The following is a 15,092-nucleotide window of genomic DNA, read 5'->3' as shown; positions in this document are numbered from 1 at the left end:
GCGCCGCCCCAGGGGGGCGGGTCGGCGCTGCCCGGCCTGCAGCCGGGCGACCCTAGAAGTTCAATCTGCGGTAAAGCTCAGCCCGGGCTGATGCCTGCCCGGTCGAGCATCCCTGCCACCTCGGCAAAAGAGGATTGCGGCGGGGTATGCTCGGCCTTGCGCTGGCTCAGGAAAGCCTCGCAAGGTCCGGCAAAGGCGATGGCGCGGTCAAGCTCGGGGTTGCTGCCCGCGCGGTAGGCCCCGATGCGGATCAATTCTTCCATATCCGCATGGGCCGCCAGCGCCTTATGGGCGGCGGTGAGCAGCGTATATTCCACATCACTGTGGCAATCCGGCAACGTTCGAGAGACGCTCGCCAGCAGGTCAATCGCCGGGTAGCGGCCCTTTTCGGCGATCTTGCGGTCGAGCACGATATGCCCGTCGGTGATCCCGCGCACGGCATCGGCGATGGGGTCGTTCATGTCGTCGCCATCCACCAAAACGGTGAAAATCGCGGTAATATCCCCCTTACCCACCGGCCCCGGCCCGGCGCGCTCCAGCATCTGCGGAAGCTCCGAGAAAACCGTCGGCGGATAGCCCTTGGCGGTGGGCGGTTCGCGCGAGGCGAGGCCGATTTCGCGCTGCGCCATGGCGAAGCGGGTGACGCTGTCCATCAAGAGGAGCACATGTTGGCCCTGATCGCGGAAATGTTCGGCCACGGCCATGGCGGTCCAAGCGGCTTGGCGGCGGGTCAGCGGCGGCTCATCGCCCGTGGCGACAACAAGAACCGCCTTTTCCATCCCCTCGGGGCCGAGGTCGGTCGAGATGAAATCCTGCACCTCGCGTCCGCGTTCGCCGACCAGCGCCATGACCACCACGTCGCAGCCCGTATAGCGTGCCAGCATGGCCATGAGCGTCGATTTCCCGACGCCGGAGCCGGCGAAAATGCCCAAGCGCTGGCCCTGACAAAGCGGCGTGAAAACATCCAGCGCGCGGACATGGGTCGCGAGTTTCGGCCCGATGCGCTTGCGGTCGAAAGCGCCCGGCGGGGCGGCGCGCAGCGGGCGGGGGTCGTTGCCCTCGGGCAGATGTCCTTTCCCGTCGAGCGGGGTCGCCGAGGCGCTGATCACCCGGCCCTTCCAGCTTTCATCGGGGCGGATCACATCGCGGCCAATCGCGACCTCGACCCGGTCGCCCGCCGCCACCCCGCGCCATGAGCCGAAGGGGAGCAATTCCGTGCCGTGACTGCCCAGCCCCACCACCTCGGCATGGACCGGCCCGTCGGAGCCATGCACGATGCAGCGCTCGCCGATCCCCAAGACCCGCTCCAGCCCCACGGCGGTCAGCGTGATGCCGGTGATCGCGCGCACTTCGCCGGTGATCTCGGCCTCGCCTGCCTCGCGGGCGAAACTGGTCAGCTCGGAAAAGAGTGTCTGCATGGATAAATTTCCTCTAGGAGCGCGGGGCAATATTTACTATACAAGGATTAAACAGGCTATAGGCAAAAAAATGAACTTGTCTAATCTTTCTATTCTTGGACTTGCGTCGGACCGGATGCAGTGGCTCTCGGCCCGGCAGAAGGTCGTGTCTGAAAACGTCGCCAATGCCTCGACCCCGAACTACAAGGCGCGCGATGTATCGTCCTTTGAATCGATGCTCAGCGGCGAGTTGTCGCGCGACACCGGGCTGGTGACCACCCATGACAAACATTTCACCGGTGTCGCCCATGGCACGCCCGGCGTGCGCGAGGTGACGGACGGATACGCCAAGGGCACGACCTTGGATGGCAATACCGTGAACCTCGAAGAACAGGCCGTGAAGGCCGCCGAGATCGGCGATCACTATAGGTTGGCCGCACAGCTTTACCGCAAAAGCTATGACATGCTGACCATGGCCGTCACCGGAAACAGGTAAGGGAAGCTCATGGATCCGCTTCAGTCCATCGCCAAAATCGCCGCCAGCGGGATGACCGCGCAGACCGCGCGTTTGCGGGTGATCTCGGAAAACGTGGCCAATGCCGATTCAACGGGCACCACGCCCGGCGCCGATCCCTTTCGCCGCAAGACCATCAGTTTCTCAGAGTTGATTGACCGCAATGGCGGCGGCTCCTTGGTGGAGGTCGACCGTATCGGGCGCGACCAATCCCCCTTTCGCCGCGATTATGACCCGGCGCATCCGGCGGCGGATGAAACCGGCTATGTCAAACGCCCCAATGTCGATCCGATCATCGAGATGGCCAACATGCGCGAAGCCTCGCGCAATTATGAGGCCAATATGAACATGTTCGAGTCGGGCCGCCGGATGCGCGGTCAGATGCTCGACCTGCTGAAGTGAGGCTGACCTGAGATGAGCGATCCCGCCTCCCTGATCTCGACCGCCGCGGTTCGCGGTGCCTATCGCACCTCGCAATCGCTGACGGCGCAAAAGGGCGAAGCCATCGCCGAAGAGACAGGCGCCAGCGCCAATAGTTTCACCAATATGGTGCAGCAAGCCTCGGAAAGCGCGCTGGAAACGGTGCGTGAGGGCGAAGCCGTGGCCCAAGCCGGGCTGCGCGGTGAGGCGGATACCCAGCAGGTGGTCGAAGCCATGCTGGCGATGGAATCCACCGTCAAAGTGGCCGTCTCCGTGCGCGACCGCTTTGTCGAAGCCTATCAGGAAATTCTGCGGATGCCGATCTAGGCCATGACCGAAACCCAGACCTATGACATCATCTCTGCTACCGTCTGGGCCGTGCTTCTGGCCTCGGGTCCGGTGTTGGGGGTGGCGCTGGCGATTGGTCTGGTGATCGCGTTCTTTCAAGCGCTCACGCAGATTCAGGAAATGACGCTGACCTTCGTGCCCAAGATCGTGATGATCTTTGTCACCCTGCTGGCGGCGACGCCGTTTATGTATGCCACGCTGAAGAACCTGTCGGATACAGTCTTTGACCTCGTGCAGAACGGTGGGCTGTGAGAGCGCTTTGGCATATGGCCCGCGCGGCGCTGCTGGGGGCGGTGCTTGCCACCCCTGCACTCGCCCAAGGCTGGGGGTCATTCTACGAGCCATCGCAGAAAAATGCGGTAACCAAAACTGCGCGGACGCTGGCCGCCAAGGGCGGGCCCGAAGGCGTCTGCATCCGCGAGATCCTCGCCGCCCAAACCCGGCATGGCATCCCCGACAATCTGCTGCTGGCCATCGGCCTGCAAGAGGCGGGCACCCGCCGCAACGGGCATTTCACCGTCTGGCCCTATGCGGTCAACGCCGCGGGCGAAGGGCGGCTGTTCGACAGCCGCACTGCCGCGCTGGATTGGATTGCAGAGCGTCAGGCAAGCGGCATCCGCTCGATCGACGTGGGCTGTATGCAGATCAACATGCGCTGGCACCCGGATGCTTTTGACAGCCCCGCCCAAGGGTTCGATCCGCGGGTGAATGTGGATTACGCGGCGCGCTTCCTTAAGCGCTTGCATCGGCGCACGGGCAGTTGGCTGCAGGCGGCGGGCTCGTATCATTCCTTTGAGCCGGAATACCGCGATACCTACCTCGACCGGCTGCAAAAGAACATTTCCGCCGCCAATGCGCGGCTGCCGGAGTTTCAGGCGCTGGCCAGTGCCAGCCCTGCCCCCGCCCGCCCGCGCAAAGCGGCGCGGCGCGATGCGGGCAGCTATGATCGTTTGGCGGCCAAGGCCACATGGGGCGCGCAGATCGGCGGGGCGGCGAACGCGCGGCGTTCGCTCTACTCGGCCCATGAGATGCAGCCGGTCCTGCCGCAGTTCACCACCGTCCGGGCGGAGGATGCGGGATGAGCACGAAACCCAATACCCTCCTGCCGCAACTGAGCATGTTTGGCGCCAATAAGGACGTGAGCTTTGCCGTCGGCATGGCGCTGGTGCTGGCGGTGCTGTTCCTGCCGCTGCCGCCGATCCTGTTGGATTTCGGGCTGGCGCTGTCGCTCTCGCTCTCGGTGCTGATCTTCATGGTGGCGCTTTGGATTCCGTCACCCTTGCAGTTCAACTCTTTCCCGACGCTGCTGCTCGTCACCACCATGCTGCGGCTGTCGCTGAACGTGGCCTCAACCCGGCTGATCCTCAGCGAAGGCCATGCAGGGATGCATGCGGCGGGGGATGTGATCCAAGGGTTCTCCAAGTTCATCGTGGCGGGGAATTTCGTTATCGGCGTGGTGATCTTTGCCATTCTCGTGATCATCAACTTCGTCGTGATTACGAAGGGCTCGACCCGTATCGCCGAGGTTGCCGCGCGGTTCTCGCTGGATGCGATGCCGGGCAAGCAGATGGCGATCGACGCCGATATGGGCGCGGGGCTGATCGACGAAGACGAGGCCCGCCGCCGCCGCAAGGAGCTTGAGGACGAAAGCGCTTTCTTCGGCGCGATGGACGGTGCCTCGAAATTCGTGCGCGGCGATGCGGTGGCGGGGCTGATCATCACGCTGATCAATGTGATCGGCGGCATCCTCATCGGCGTCGTTCAGCGCGGCATGGGCGTGGGCGATGCCTTCAACGTCTTCACTTCGCTGACCATCGGGGACGGGCTGGTGAGCCAAATTCCGGCGCTTGTCGTCTCGCTCGCCGCCGGTCTGATCGTGACCAAGGGCGGCACGCGAGGGGCCGCCAATGAGGCGGTGTTCGATCAGCTTTCGAACTTCCCCAAGGCGCTTTACATGGCCGCTCTGCTGCTCTTTGGCATCGGTCTTTTGCCCGGCTTTCCGCTGCTGGTCTTTGCCCTTCTGGCCGCGGCCATGGTGGGCTTGGGCGTGGTCATCCAGCGCGGCGCGGCCGAGGCGGCTGAGGCCAAGGCGAAGGCCGATGCCGAGGCGCAGAAAAAGCAGGAGATGCCGGAGGTCGACAACAATCCGATGCATCTGGACGAGCTGCGGCTGGTGCTGGGCGAAGGGCTGGTGGCGCTGGCCAACCGCCCCGATGCGGCACTGCCGAGCAAGATCAAATCCCTGCGCAAACATTTCGCCGAGGAATTCGGCTTTCCCATGCCCTCGGTGCGGATCAAGGATGACGTGAGCCTGCCGATCAACAGCTACGCCTTCCAAATCCACGGCGTCGACGCAGCCAAGGGTGACATCCGCGCCAACCAGATGATGGTGATCAACCCCGAAGGCGCGCCGCTGCAACTGCCGGGTGAGGCCACGCGCGAGCCGACGTTCGGGCTCGATGCGCTTTGGGTCGACAGCAAGGTCGCCGATCAGGCCGAGGCACAGGGCTATACGGTGGTGGACCCGGAAAGCGTGATCACCACCCATCTGACCGAAGTCGTCAAAGAGAACATGTCGGAACTGCTGACCTATGGTGCAGCGAAGGAGGCGATCGAGGGGTTGGACCGGAACTATCAAAAGCTGGTCAACGACCTGCCTGTCCCCTCCCCCGCCATTCTGGTGCAGCAAGTCTTGCAGGAACTGCTGCTTGAACGCGTCTCGATCCGCAATCTGCCGCTGATCGTCGAGGCGATGGCCGAGGCGACGCGCCAGACTTCCAAGCCCGCGCTGGTGCTGGAGAACGTGCGCCGCCGCCTGTCGAGCCAGATTTGCCAAGGGCTGGCCGATGGGCAGGGCTTCGTGCCGGTCATCACCCTGTCGCCCTCATGGGAGGCGGAGTTCATCGAAGCGGTCAAGATCGTGGGCGAGGACCGCACCTTTGTCATGTCGCCCAAACGGGTGCAGGAATTCGTGCTGCAAGCGCGCCAGCAGATCCAGCGCTTCGCCTCGGAAGACAGTTGGCCCGCGCTGATGGTCAACCCCGAGGCGCGGTCCTATGTGCGCTCCATGCTGGAGCGGGTCAGCCCGATGACGCCGGTGATCTCCAACGCCGAAATTCATCGCAAGGTATCCCTGCGGACCGTCGCCACCATCGGGGGCTAGGGATGGACCTTTCGGCCCTCCTGACCGACGCCCTGATGGGGTATTTCGTCGTTTTCGCCCGAATCGGCAGCGCGCTTGTGTTCATGCCGGGGTTCGGGGAGACCTCGGTGCCGATGCGGCATCGGTTGTTCTTTGGCCTGATCCTGAGCGCCGCGCTCTATCCCGTGACCGGCCTCGGCCCGGTGGCCGAGGATCGCCCCGCCGCGCTGCTGTTGATCTTTGGCTCTGAGATCACCGTGGGGCTTTGGATTGGACTGGTGGCGCGCACGCTGCTTTCGGCGCTGCAATTTGCGGGCTATCAGATGGCGTTGATGTCGGGGCTGGCGAACGCTTTGGCCCCGAACATTGGCGCTTTCGAGGGGGCGACCTCTATGGCGGCGATGCTGTTGATCGGGGCCACGGCGCTGATATTCATCACCGACCTGCACCACCTGATCATTGAATCGCTGTTGATGTCCTATCAGGTTTTCGTGCCCGGCACCTTCATGTTGGCCGATCTGACCGATCAGTTTGCCCGCGCGACGCAAGTGAGCCTCTACCTCGGCCTGTCCATCGCGGGGCCCTTCTATGTGGCGGGTCTCGTGCTGAACGTCGGGATGGGTCTGGCCAACCGCATGATGGCGAGCCTTCAGGTCTTCTTTATCGCCCAGCCCCTGCTGATCGCCGCCGGGCTGGCCTTGATGGTGCTGGCGGTTCCGACCATGATGCGCGGGTTTCTTGAGCCTTTCGCGAATTGGCTCACCACCTACGGATTCTAGCCCATGTCGGAAGAGGACAAGAGCAGTAAGACCGAAGAGCCGACGGAGAAAAAGCTCCGAGACGCGCGCAAGAAAGGCGACGTGCCGCAATCGCGCGAGACCGGCACCGCGATGCTGGTCTTTGCCCTGCTGATGATCCTGATCTTCGTGCTGCCCGCCTCGATCGACGGGATCGTGGCGGCGCTGCAAAGCCCCCTTTTGGGGGCCGGCGTCACCGCCATCGGCACCGGCGGCACTGGTGTTGCAGAAGCGGGCCAAGTGTTGAAATCGCTCGGCTTTACGCTGGGGCTGGCGATGATGCCGGTGGTGGGGATCATGGTGCTGGCAGCCCTTTTCGGCGTGTTGATCCAAGGCGAGACCGTCGTCTCGGCCGAGCGGATCAAACCGAAGTTTTCCAAGCTGAACCCGCTGTCGGGGTTCAAACGGCTGTTCTCGGCCGAGGCTTTCGTGGAGTTTGCCAAGAATACGGCCAAGGTGCTGGTGATCGGTTTCATCACCGTATGGGCCGTGCGCGACATCGCGCAGTCACTGGGCCAGACGCAGGCTTTCATCCCCGAGACGCTGCTGCAAGCGACCCTGCAAAAGGTGCGCTGGATTTTTCTGGTCACCACCGTGCTTCTGGTGCCCATCGCCATCGCCGACATCATCTGGAAGCGGGCGCAGTGGAAAAAGAAACAGATGATGAGCCTCAAGGAGATCCGCGACGAGCATAAAGACAGCGAGGGTGACCCGCAGATCAAGGGCCGCCGCGCCGAATTGCGCCGCGCCCGTGCCCGCCAGCGCATCGCGCAGGCCATCCCCAATGCCAGCGTGATCCTGACCAACCCGACCCATTACGCCGTGGCGCTGAAATATGAACAGGGCGTCGATGACGTGCCGGTCTGCGTGGCCAAAGGGGCCGATGTCATGGCCCAACGCATCCGCGAGTTGGCCAAGGAACACGACATTCCGATGATCGAGAACCGCCCGTTGGCCCGCGCCCTCCACGCGGCGGTGGAGGTCGACGACCGCATCCCGATGGAGCATTGGCAGGCCGTGGCCGAGATCATCGGCTTTGTCATGGACCTGCGCCGCAATGTGCGCCGCAAGCCCCCTGCCGGGTCGTCAATCCGCGAGGAGTGATGCGCGCTCAGCGCAGGCGCAGCCCTTCAAGGTTGCGGTCGGCGGGCAGTTTGGAGCGTTCCAGCAGGATTTTCGTGATCAACCGCGCCCGGACAAGGCTGAACGAACCCATGATCTGCGCCGCGTCCCGTTCGGGCATGGCACCGATGACCTGCACGGCGGTCTCCACGTCGATCTCATCCATGATGCCCGCCGCGACCTGCGGCTTCATGTTGCGGTAAAGTTCGACCAGTTTGGTCATGTCCTGATTGTTCGCCTCTTCGATCACCTTGAGCTGCGCGCCGATCTCGTCGCGCAGACTGGCGAGGCGGGTCTGTTCGGCCTTGAGGCTCTGTTCGGCCAGCGCAAGCTTGGCTTCGCGGTCGGCAATCGTGTCGCGCTGCTCTTTCAGCAGGGCCCGCTCTTCGGCGATGGCTTCGGCAATCAGATGGCTTGGCTCGCACATGCCGCTCTCGCCCGGGCCGCTGGCATCATAGCTGGGCGGCGCGGGGGCGGCGGCAAGCTCAACAGGGACCGGGGGCGTGTCATCGGGGGTTTCGGCGATGGCCATCATCGGCATGAACTCAACCGTGAGTTTGAGCACACCAGCCACGCCAAGGCCAAAAAGCGCGATCTTGGGCAGGGAAATACGGCTCATTCCTTACGCTCCTTGGTGATGTCGAAAAAGGTGCGGACCAGTTCGGATTTGCCCTGTACCGCTGCTTGACCCCGGACCTGCGCACGGCCCTTGAGCCGCGCGGCGCGCATCTGGGCCGGGCTTTGCCCTGTGGGGGCGGGTTCAGCCGCGGCTGCGCGGGGTGGCGTCGCCTCGCGCTGCACTGGCGGCTCGGGGCGCTGTACCTTGGTGCTAAGGTCACGCAGGTCTTCGACCGATTTCGCCGATTGATCGACCGCGTTAGAAAAGGCCCCGACCATCGGCTCCATCTCTTTCAGGGTCGCCATCAAGGCGCGAACGCGGCGGTCGAGGATAAAGGCATAGACCAGCGTGCCGACCAGCAGCACGATGATGAGGATATCAATCAAGGCCGGCATCATCGTCGCTGTCCTCCTGATTTTCCTTAGGGAGCAAGGATTGGATCACCCGCAGCGCCAAAGCGCCGTTGCTGCGCTGGCCAAAGGCCGCTTGGAACATCGGCTGGGCATTCACCATGCCGACCACGGGGGTATCGACGGTCATGCCCAGATCGATCACCTGACCGGGCTTCCATTCCAGCACCTCATGCAGCGGGATCGTCACCTGCTGCAGCACGCCGGTAATGGTGACGGTGGTGCTGGAGATCTGGCTGTTCATATCCTTGCGCGCATTGCTGTCGGTCGGCGAACGCCCGCCAAGGAAGGGCTGCGCAAGCTGGGCGCTGACCTCATCCAGCGTGCCATAGGGCAAGACCAGCGCCATATGGCCGCTGCGGTCTTCGAATTGCATATGCAAGCGGACCAGCACCGTCGCCGTACGCGGCGCGGCCAGCATGACCGACCGGGGGTTGGACTCCAGCGACTGGATGTCGAATTGCACGGGGCTGACATCGGTCAAACATTGCGCCAGACCTTTGAGCGACAGTTCCGCCAGCCTGCGGCCCAGTTTCTGCTCGATCGCGGTCAACCCGCGCGGTTTCCATTGCTGGCTGGTGGCGCGCCGGCCACCCAGCATGATCTCAAGGACCGAAAACAGGAGGTCAGGCTCGACCACACAGGCGATCTGGCTGCCCCAGCTTTCCGCATTGGCAATGGCGATGAGCGAGGGCGACTGGATGCTCTCCATCGCGTCCTCATAGGGCATGTATTCGAGCGAGCTCAGCTCGATCTCGGGGGCGACGGTGCAATAGGATTTGAGGTCGGGCACCAGCGCCAACAGCAGACGGTCGATGATGATCTCAAGCGTGGGCAGGCGCTGGAAGCTTTCGCGCGCCTGACGGATCATCGTCTCTTCGAGGCTCAGCGCATCGGGGGAGGCCGCTATCGTCATTGCACCACCATATCGGCAATCAGGATTTCATGCGGCGCGTCGGTGTGCCCCACCGCCCGCGCCCGGCGCAGCAGTTCGGTCTTTAGCATCGCCAGCCCATAGCTGCCCGACAGATCGCTGACATGCAACTGGCGCAGGAAGTCTTGGAAGCTGTCGCGCAGGTAAATCTCACGCGCAATCAGCCGGTCCGCGCCCTCGGCGGTTTCGTCATAGACCATCAGCATGTTGAGCTTGAGAAAGCGGCTGGTCTGCCCGCCCTGCGGGCCGGTGTCGGTGACGTTCACGATGATCTCAGGAAAAGGCATGACCGGCATTTTGACTTCGGTCTTGGGCTTTGCGCCGTGGCCGTCTTCGCCGCCCTTCTCGCCGTGATCGTTCTCAGCCGTCTCCACGGTCTCTTCGGCGGTTTCCTCCCCCCCCAGCCCGGCCATTTCAAGCAACCCCGCAGGCCCGATGGCCAGCGTGACCCCACCCAGACCCGCAAGAAGGCAGAGCAAGACGACAGCAAGGATAGCGAGAGGCTTTTTCATTCTTTCACTCTTAATCGGATCCCGCGCGAAGCGCCACATGCAAGAACAAATACATCTTCAAACAAGCTTTATTGCAACAGAAACCTGTTTATTTTTCGGATCGGCCAAGTATAAATCGATATATGCTTGCATAGTGAGGGCCGAGTGGAGAATGCTCGGACCATACAACCGAGTGAGGGGCCGTGAATCAGATCGTTGAAAACCTTAAGGATTTGGGTCCAAAGCGGCTGGCTCTTCTCGGTGGCATCGGTCTGGCGATCACCGCGGCCATCTTCATCGGCGCGCGGACCATCCTCGCCCCCACCTATGTCCCGGTCTACAGCCAGTTGAGCCCCGGCACCGCCTCGCAGATGATGCAGACGCTGGAACAGGCGGGGCTGACGGTCGATCTGTCGCGCAACGGCGATACCATCTCGGTCGCCGAGACCGACATCGCCCGCGCCCGCATGGCGCTGGCCGATGCGGGGCTGCCCGGCGAAGGCGTCCCGGGGTGGGAGATTTTCGACAATATGTCCGGCATGGGGATGAACTCCTTCATGCAAAAGGTGAACCGCCTGCGCGCGCTGGAAGGTGAGCTGGCCCGGTCGATCCAGACGATCAGCGGCATCAAGGCCGCGCGGGTGCATCTGGTGCTGCCCGAACGCGCCGCCTTTTCGCGCAGCCGGGCCGAGGCCAGCGGTTCGGTCATCGTGCGGTCGCAGGCCAATACCAGCATGACCCGCCGTCAGGCGCAGGCGATCCAAGCGCTAGTGGCCTCCGCCGTGGCGGACTTGGAAGCGCAGAACGTGACCGTCCTGTCGGCCTCCGGCGAGACGATCCTGGCCAAGGACGAAGGCGGCAGCTCAGACTTCTCGCTGCAAGGGCAGCGCAGCATGATCGAAGAGCAACTGGCACAAAAGGTTGAATCGATCCTCAACGCCCGGGTTGGGCCGGGCAATGCCCGCGTGCGGGTCAGCGTCGATCTGACGACCGAACGCGAAGTCCGCGTCTCGCGCAGCTTCGATCCCGCCCAGCAGGTCGCCCGGTCGATTGAGACCCGCGTGCGCAACTCCAATGAAACCGATCCGGCGGCGGCCACGGTGGATGTGGCCAACAACATCCCCGATGAGCTGCGCGACGATGCGGGCGGCGGCGCGGGCCAATCCACCCGCTCTGAGAATGACGAGATCATCAACTACGAGATCGGCTCGGTTCAGAGCGAATTGGTGCGCGAGCCGGGCGATATTGAGCGTATCTCGGTCGCGGTGCTGGTCAACGGCAGCTATGGCACCCTGCCCGATGGCTCCGAAGGCTATATCGAGCGCAGCCCCGAGGAGATGGCGCGCCTGACACAGCTGGTCAGCACGGCCATCGGCTTTGATCAGGCCCGGGGCGATCAGGTGCAGGTCGACAGTCTGCAATTCCTCGATTTCGATTCCGAGTTCAGCAACCCCGCCAGCCGTGGCTTGGGTGCGGTGCTCGCGGACAACGCCATGACCATCCTGCGCTCGCTCTTTGCCTTGGCGCTGGTGGCAATCATCATGGTGCTGGGCGCCCGCCCGTTGCGCATGGTGCTGGATGCCACCCTGCCACAGCCCGCACTGGCTGGTGCCGGGGCCGACGCGGCGCTGCTGGACGGCCCCGAGGAAGACAACGCGCCCAAGGCGCTGACCGGCGGCACCCAGAAAGAGACGCCGCAAAACCGCCTGCCCACCCCGGCGGGGGCACAGACCGGTGCGGTGCTTGGCCCGATGGATGAAATGCCCCGCGACATGGTGCATCTCGCCTCGGTCGAGGGGGCGGTTCAGCACAGCCAATTGCGCGCCGTGGCCGAACTGGCTGAGGACAACACCGATGACGCCCTGCGCGTTCTGGGCGAATGGCTGTCGGAAGGGGATGATCTGTGATCACGAGCCTCAAGCTTCAGAACTTCGACGAAGACGGCAAGAGCAAGCCGCAAGACCCGGCGCTGCCCACCCCCGAAGAGATCGAAGCGAAGATCAAGAAGGCCCATAAACAGGGCCATATCGAAGGCTATCTGGCCGGGGCCGATGCGGGCCGCGCCGAGATGCATCAGACCATGCAGGCCGAACATGCCGCTATGGCCGAAAAGCTCGCGCAGGAACTGGCGCGGTTGGCACAGGCGATGCAGGCCCATCAAGAAGCGCTGATGGCGCAGATCGTGGGCTTTACCCTACAAACCTGCGAGATCGTCCTGCCTGAGGTGATCGAACGCCTCTCGACCGCGCGGGTGAAAAAGACCGTGACCCAATCGCTGAAAATGGCCATCGGGTCGAGCCATATCAAAGTGCGCCTGTCGCCCGCCACGCTGGATCAGATCGGCCCCGAGCTGCGGCAACGGGCGGTCTATTACAAATGCGACAGCGTGCTGGACCTGCGGGCCGATCCCGAACTGCCCGATGGCGATGCGCGCATGGAATGGGACCACGGCAACCTTGATTACGGGTTCAAAAAGATTTGCGACCGCCTGCTCGCCGAATTGCGCGACACCCATGCGCGGGCGCTGAAAGCACAAAAGGAGAAGGACGGAAATGGACAAGCCTGACCTGCAATCCCCCCGAGACGACAACAACGCCGCAGACGGCAAAACGCCTGACGCCACGCCAGAGCAACCGCGCGCCGATGCCTTTGGCAACGCCGCCAGCGCGGGCGGCGATGATGCGGGCGTCTTCCCGCAGCTCGACACCGAAGACTCGCGCAACGCGCTGGCCCCCCGCCCCGAGGCGGGCGGCGCGGGCATCAACGCGATGCTGAACGTCGGCCTCGATGTGCAGATCGTGCTGGGCCAGGCCCGTATGCCGATTTCGCGCCTGCTGGAACTCACCCGAGGCTCTATCGTGGAGTTGAACCGCAAGATCGGCGCACCGGTGGACCTTATGGTCTCTGACCGTCTGGTGGCGCGCGGTGATCTCGTGAAGGTCGGTGAAGACCGGCTTGGCGTGTCCCTGACACAGATCGTCAAGGACTATGTCCCTGACTGACCGCCCCTCTCTGCGCAGCCATGCGTCGGGCCGGATGGGCCTTGCCCTGCTGGTGCTTCTCGCCAGCGGCGGCATGGCCGTGGCCCAAGATGGCGGATTTCTCAGCACGCTTTCGGATGTGATTGGCGACACCGCGCCGGGCAGTGATGAGAACGCCAACCTCTCAGGTCGGATCGTCCAGTTCATCGCGCTGGTCACCGTGCTCAGCATCGCGCCGGGGCTTTTGGTGGTGATGACCAGCTTCACCCGCTTTGTCATTGTCCTGTCGATGCTGCGCTCGGCCCTTGGGCTGAACCAGACCCCGCCCAATATCGTGCTGACCTCGCTGGCGCTCTTCATGACCTTCTTCGTCATGCAGCCGGTGTTCGAGGACGCCTATGAGGCCGGGGTCGAGCCGCTGTTGGAAAACGCCATCGCCGAGGAACAGGCGCTGGAGCGGATCGCCGCGCCCTTCAAGACCTTCATGTACGTCAACACGCGGCCCGAAGACTACGCCCTGTTCCTGCGCATCGCGCCCGCGGATGAAGAGGCAGAAGAAAGCCCCCTGCCCGCCTCGGCGGAAGAGGCCACCTTCCGCCATCTCGTTCCGGCCTTCATGATCTCGGAACTGCGCCGCGCCTTTACCATCGGTTTTCTGATCTACCTGCCCTTCGTCGCCATCGACCTTATCGTCGCCTCGGTCTTGATGAGCGCGGGGATGATGATGCTGCCCCCGGTACTCATCTCCTTGCCGTTCAAGGTGATCTTCTTTGTGCTGATCGACGGTTGGTACATGCTGGCGGGATCGCTGATTGAAAGCTATGTGCCGCTTGCCGGTGGCTGACCTGCACTGAAAGGATCTCTTCATGTCGACCAATGCCCTTTCCAAATCCCGCAGAAAGCCCATCACGGTGGAGGATCTGAACGGTCCGACCAAAGCCGCCATCACCTTTCTCTGCCTTGGCGAGCAGACCGGATCGGAACTCATGCAAAAGCTCGGCACCGCCGAGATCGAGCGTATCACCAGCGCCATGAGCCGCCTTGGCCCGATCCCGGCAGAGGTGGTGGAACATGTGCTCAAAGAGTTCACCCAAAAGGTCGTCAGCGGCACCGGTTCGGTCGTGGGGTCGCTGTCGACGGCGGAATCCATGCTGCGCAAATTCATGCCCGATGAGCAGGTGACCAGCATCATGGAGGGGCTCAAGAACAGCGAGCGCGAAAGCGCCATGTGGCGCGGCTTTGGCGCGCTGGATGAGACGGTGATCGCCAATTACCTCAAGGGCGAGCATGACCAGACCGCCGCGGCGATCCTCAACAACGTCGACACCGGCGTGGCCGCCAAGGTGCTGCCGCTGCTGGGCCCTGAACGGATGCAGGACATTGCCGAGCGCATGATCGCGATGGAGGCCGTACCGCTGCATATGATGCAGCAGATCGAAGAGACGCTGAAACAGGATATCCTGTCGAATGCGATGCATACCAATTCGGTCGAGACGCATCAGCGCATGGCGGATCTATTCAACCAGTTGGATGTGCAGGCCTTTGAGGAGCTTTCCGGCGCGCTGGACGCGCGTATTCCGGACGCTTTCCAAGCCATCAAACAGCGCATGTTCGTCTTTGACGACCTGTTCAAACTGCCGATGCAGGACTTGGCGCAGGTGATGCGCGGGCTGGACGGGTCGACCCTGCCGATGGCGATGCGCGGCGCCAAGAAAGAGCAGCGCGATCACCTGATGGAATGCCTGCCGCAACGCTCGCGTCAGATGCTGATGGACGAGATGGCCGCCACCGGCCCAGTCCGGGGCCGGGACGTCCGCGCGGCACAGGCCGCCATGGTGGAATATGCCAAGAGCCTTGCCGATCAAGGCGTGATCGAACTGCCCTCGGCAGCCGATGACGACGAATTCATCGAATAAA

18 protein-coding genes are annotated in these 15,092 nt (G+C 63.2%); 13 read left to right on the top strand and 5 right to left on the bottom strand.

The genetic code is table 11. The features are described 5' to 3' along the window. Window positions 1–77: 77 nt before the first annotated feature. Complete coding sequence (locus ACGYLO_RS09285; RefSeq protein WP_271689299.1) at window positions 78–1,418, bottom strand: FliI/YscN family ATPase; 1,341 nt, start codon at window positions 1,416–1,418, stop codon at window positions 78–80. A 70-nt stretch (window positions 1,419–1,488) separates the two neighbouring features. On the opposite strand from ACGYLO_RS09285, the gene flgB reads away from it, so the two are divergent. From flgB to flhB, 8 genes are read left to right on the top strand one after another with little or no spacing between them, the layout of a single operon-like run. Beyond that, on the top strand, window positions 1,489–1,893 hold the full coding sequence (flgB, locus tag ACGYLO_RS09280; RefSeq protein WP_271689298.1) for a flagellar basal body rod protein FlgB: 405 nt from the start codon (window positions 1,489–1,491) through the stop codon (window positions 1,891–1,893). Between the two features lie 9 nt (window positions 1,894–1,902). Continuing rightward, entirely contained in the window at window positions 1,903–2,313 is a 411-nt protein-coding gene (gene flgC, locus ACGYLO_RS09275; RefSeq protein WP_067261031.1) for a flagellar basal body rod protein FlgC, read from the top strand. Window positions 2,314–2,325: 12 nt separating this feature from the next. Next, window positions 2,326–2,658, top strand: a complete 333-nt coding sequence (locus ACGYLO_RS09270; protein WP_271689297.1) for a flagellar hook-basal body complex protein FliE — start codon at window positions 2,326–2,328, stop codon at window positions 2,656–2,658. A gap of 3 nt (window positions 2,659–2,661) precedes the next feature. Next, window positions 2,662–2,931, top strand: a complete 270-nt coding sequence (gene fliQ, locus ACGYLO_RS09265; protein ID WP_067630399.1) for a flagellar biosynthesis protein FliQ — start codon at window positions 2,662–2,664, stop codon at window positions 2,929–2,931. Continuing rightward, window positions 2,928–3,761 carry a lytic transglycosylase domain-containing protein gene (locus tag ACGYLO_RS09260; protein WP_271689296.1) on the top strand — a complete coding sequence of 278 codons (834 nt, stop codon included), beginning with the start codon at window positions 2,928–2,930 and terminating at the stop codon, window positions 3,759–3,761. Before fliQ ends, ACGYLO_RS09260 begins: the two co-directional genes overlap by 4 nt. After that, the gene (gene flhA, locus ACGYLO_RS09255; RefSeq protein WP_271689295.1) at window positions 3,758–5,842 is read left to right on the top strand and encodes a flagellar biosynthesis protein FlhA; all 2,085 of its coding nucleotides are present in this window, start codon (window positions 3,758–3,760) and stop codon (window positions 5,840–5,842) included. Before ACGYLO_RS09260 ends, flhA begins: the two co-directional genes overlap by 4 nt. 2 nt (window positions 5,843–5,844) lie before the next feature. Next, window positions 5,845–6,600 carry a flagellar biosynthetic protein FliR gene (locus tag ACGYLO_RS09250; RefSeq protein ID WP_394376398.1) on the top strand — a complete coding sequence of 252 codons (756 nt, stop codon included), beginning with the start codon at window positions 5,845–5,847 and terminating at the stop codon, window positions 6,598–6,600. Between the two features lie 3 nt (window positions 6,601–6,603). Then, window positions 6,604–7,722: a flagellar biosynthesis protein FlhB gene (gene flhB, locus ACGYLO_RS09245; protein WP_271689294.1), complete on the top strand. Its 1,119-nt coding sequence runs from the start codon at window positions 6,604–6,606 to the stop codon at window positions 7,720–7,722. 7 nt (window positions 7,723–7,729) lie between these two features. On the opposite strand, the gene ACGYLO_RS09240 is transcribed toward flhB, so the two are convergent. Genes ACGYLO_RS09240 through fliL form a run of 4 tightly spaced genes read right to left on the bottom strand, consistent with a single transcriptional unit; the run spans window position 7,730 to window position 10,215 of the window. Next, window positions 7,730–8,359 carry a MotE family protein gene (locus ACGYLO_RS09240; RefSeq protein WP_271689293.1) on the bottom strand — a complete coding sequence of 210 codons (630 nt, stop codon included), beginning with the start codon at window positions 8,357–8,359 and terminating at the stop codon, window positions 7,730–7,732. Continuing rightward, window positions 8,356–8,757, bottom strand: a complete 402-nt coding sequence (locus ACGYLO_RS09235; protein ID WP_271689292.1) for a flagellar motor switch protein — start codon at window positions 8,755–8,757, stop codon at window positions 8,356–8,358. The genes ACGYLO_RS09240 and ACGYLO_RS09235 overlap by 4 nt, the downstream gene beginning before the upstream one ends. After that, window positions 8,738–9,685, bottom strand: a complete 948-nt coding sequence (locus tag ACGYLO_RS09230; RefSeq protein WP_271689291.1) for a flagellar motor switch protein FliM — start codon at window positions 9,683–9,685, stop codon at window positions 8,738–8,740. The genes ACGYLO_RS09235 and ACGYLO_RS09230 overlap by 20 nt, the downstream gene beginning before the upstream one ends. Continuing rightward, window positions 9,682–10,215: a flagellar basal body-associated protein FliL gene (fliL, locus tag ACGYLO_RS09225; RefSeq protein ID WP_271689290.1), complete on the bottom strand. Its 534-nt coding sequence runs from the start codon at window positions 10,213–10,215 to the stop codon at window positions 9,682–9,684. Before fliL ends, ACGYLO_RS09230 begins: the two co-directional genes overlap by 4 nt. 182 nt (window positions 10,216–10,397) lie before the next feature. Between fliL and fliF the strand changes: the two genes are divergently transcribed. From fliF to ACGYLO_RS09200, 5 genes are read left to right on the top strand one after another with little or no spacing between them, the layout of a single operon-like run. Next, the gene (fliF, locus tag ACGYLO_RS09220; protein WP_271689289.1) at window positions 10,398–12,101 is read left to right on the top strand and encodes a flagellar basal-body MS-ring/collar protein FliF; all 1,704 of its coding nucleotides are present in this window, start codon (window positions 10,398–10,400) and stop codon (window positions 12,099–12,101) included. Continuing rightward, window positions 12,098–12,760 (top strand): FliH/SctL family protein, encoded by a 663-nt coding sequence (locus ACGYLO_RS09215; RefSeq protein ID WP_271689288.1) that lies wholly within the window; start codon window positions 12,098–12,100, stop codon window positions 12,758–12,760. The genes fliF and ACGYLO_RS09215 overlap by 4 nt, the downstream gene beginning before the upstream one ends. Beyond that, window positions 12,747–13,196 carry a FliM/FliN family flagellar motor switch protein gene (locus ACGYLO_RS09210; RefSeq protein WP_271689287.1) on the top strand — a complete coding sequence of 150 codons (450 nt, stop codon included), beginning with the start codon at window positions 12,747–12,749 and terminating at the stop codon, window positions 13,194–13,196. Before ACGYLO_RS09215 ends, ACGYLO_RS09210 begins: the two co-directional genes overlap by 14 nt. Then, complete coding sequence (gene fliP / locus ACGYLO_RS09205) at window positions 13,183–14,019, top strand: flagellar type III secretion system pore protein FliP (protein WP_271689286.1); 837 nt, start codon at window positions 13,183–13,185, stop codon at window positions 14,017–14,019. Before ACGYLO_RS09210 ends, fliP begins: the two co-directional genes overlap by 14 nt. A 22-nt stretch (window positions 14,020–14,041) precedes the next feature. Then, entirely contained in the window at window positions 14,042–15,091 is a 1,050-nt protein-coding gene (locus ACGYLO_RS09200) for a flagellar motor switch protein FliG (protein ID WP_271689285.1), read from the top strand. Window position 15,092: the final 1 nt, after the last annotated feature.

The sequence above is a fragment of the Sulfitobacter sp. 1A13353 genome (assembly GCF_043557255.1).
Classification (GTDB): domain Bacteria; phylum Pseudomonadota; class Alphaproteobacteria; order Rhodobacterales; family Rhodobacteraceae; genus Sulfitobacter; species Sulfitobacter faviae.
This window is presented reverse-complemented; position numbering and strand designations above follow the sequence as displayed.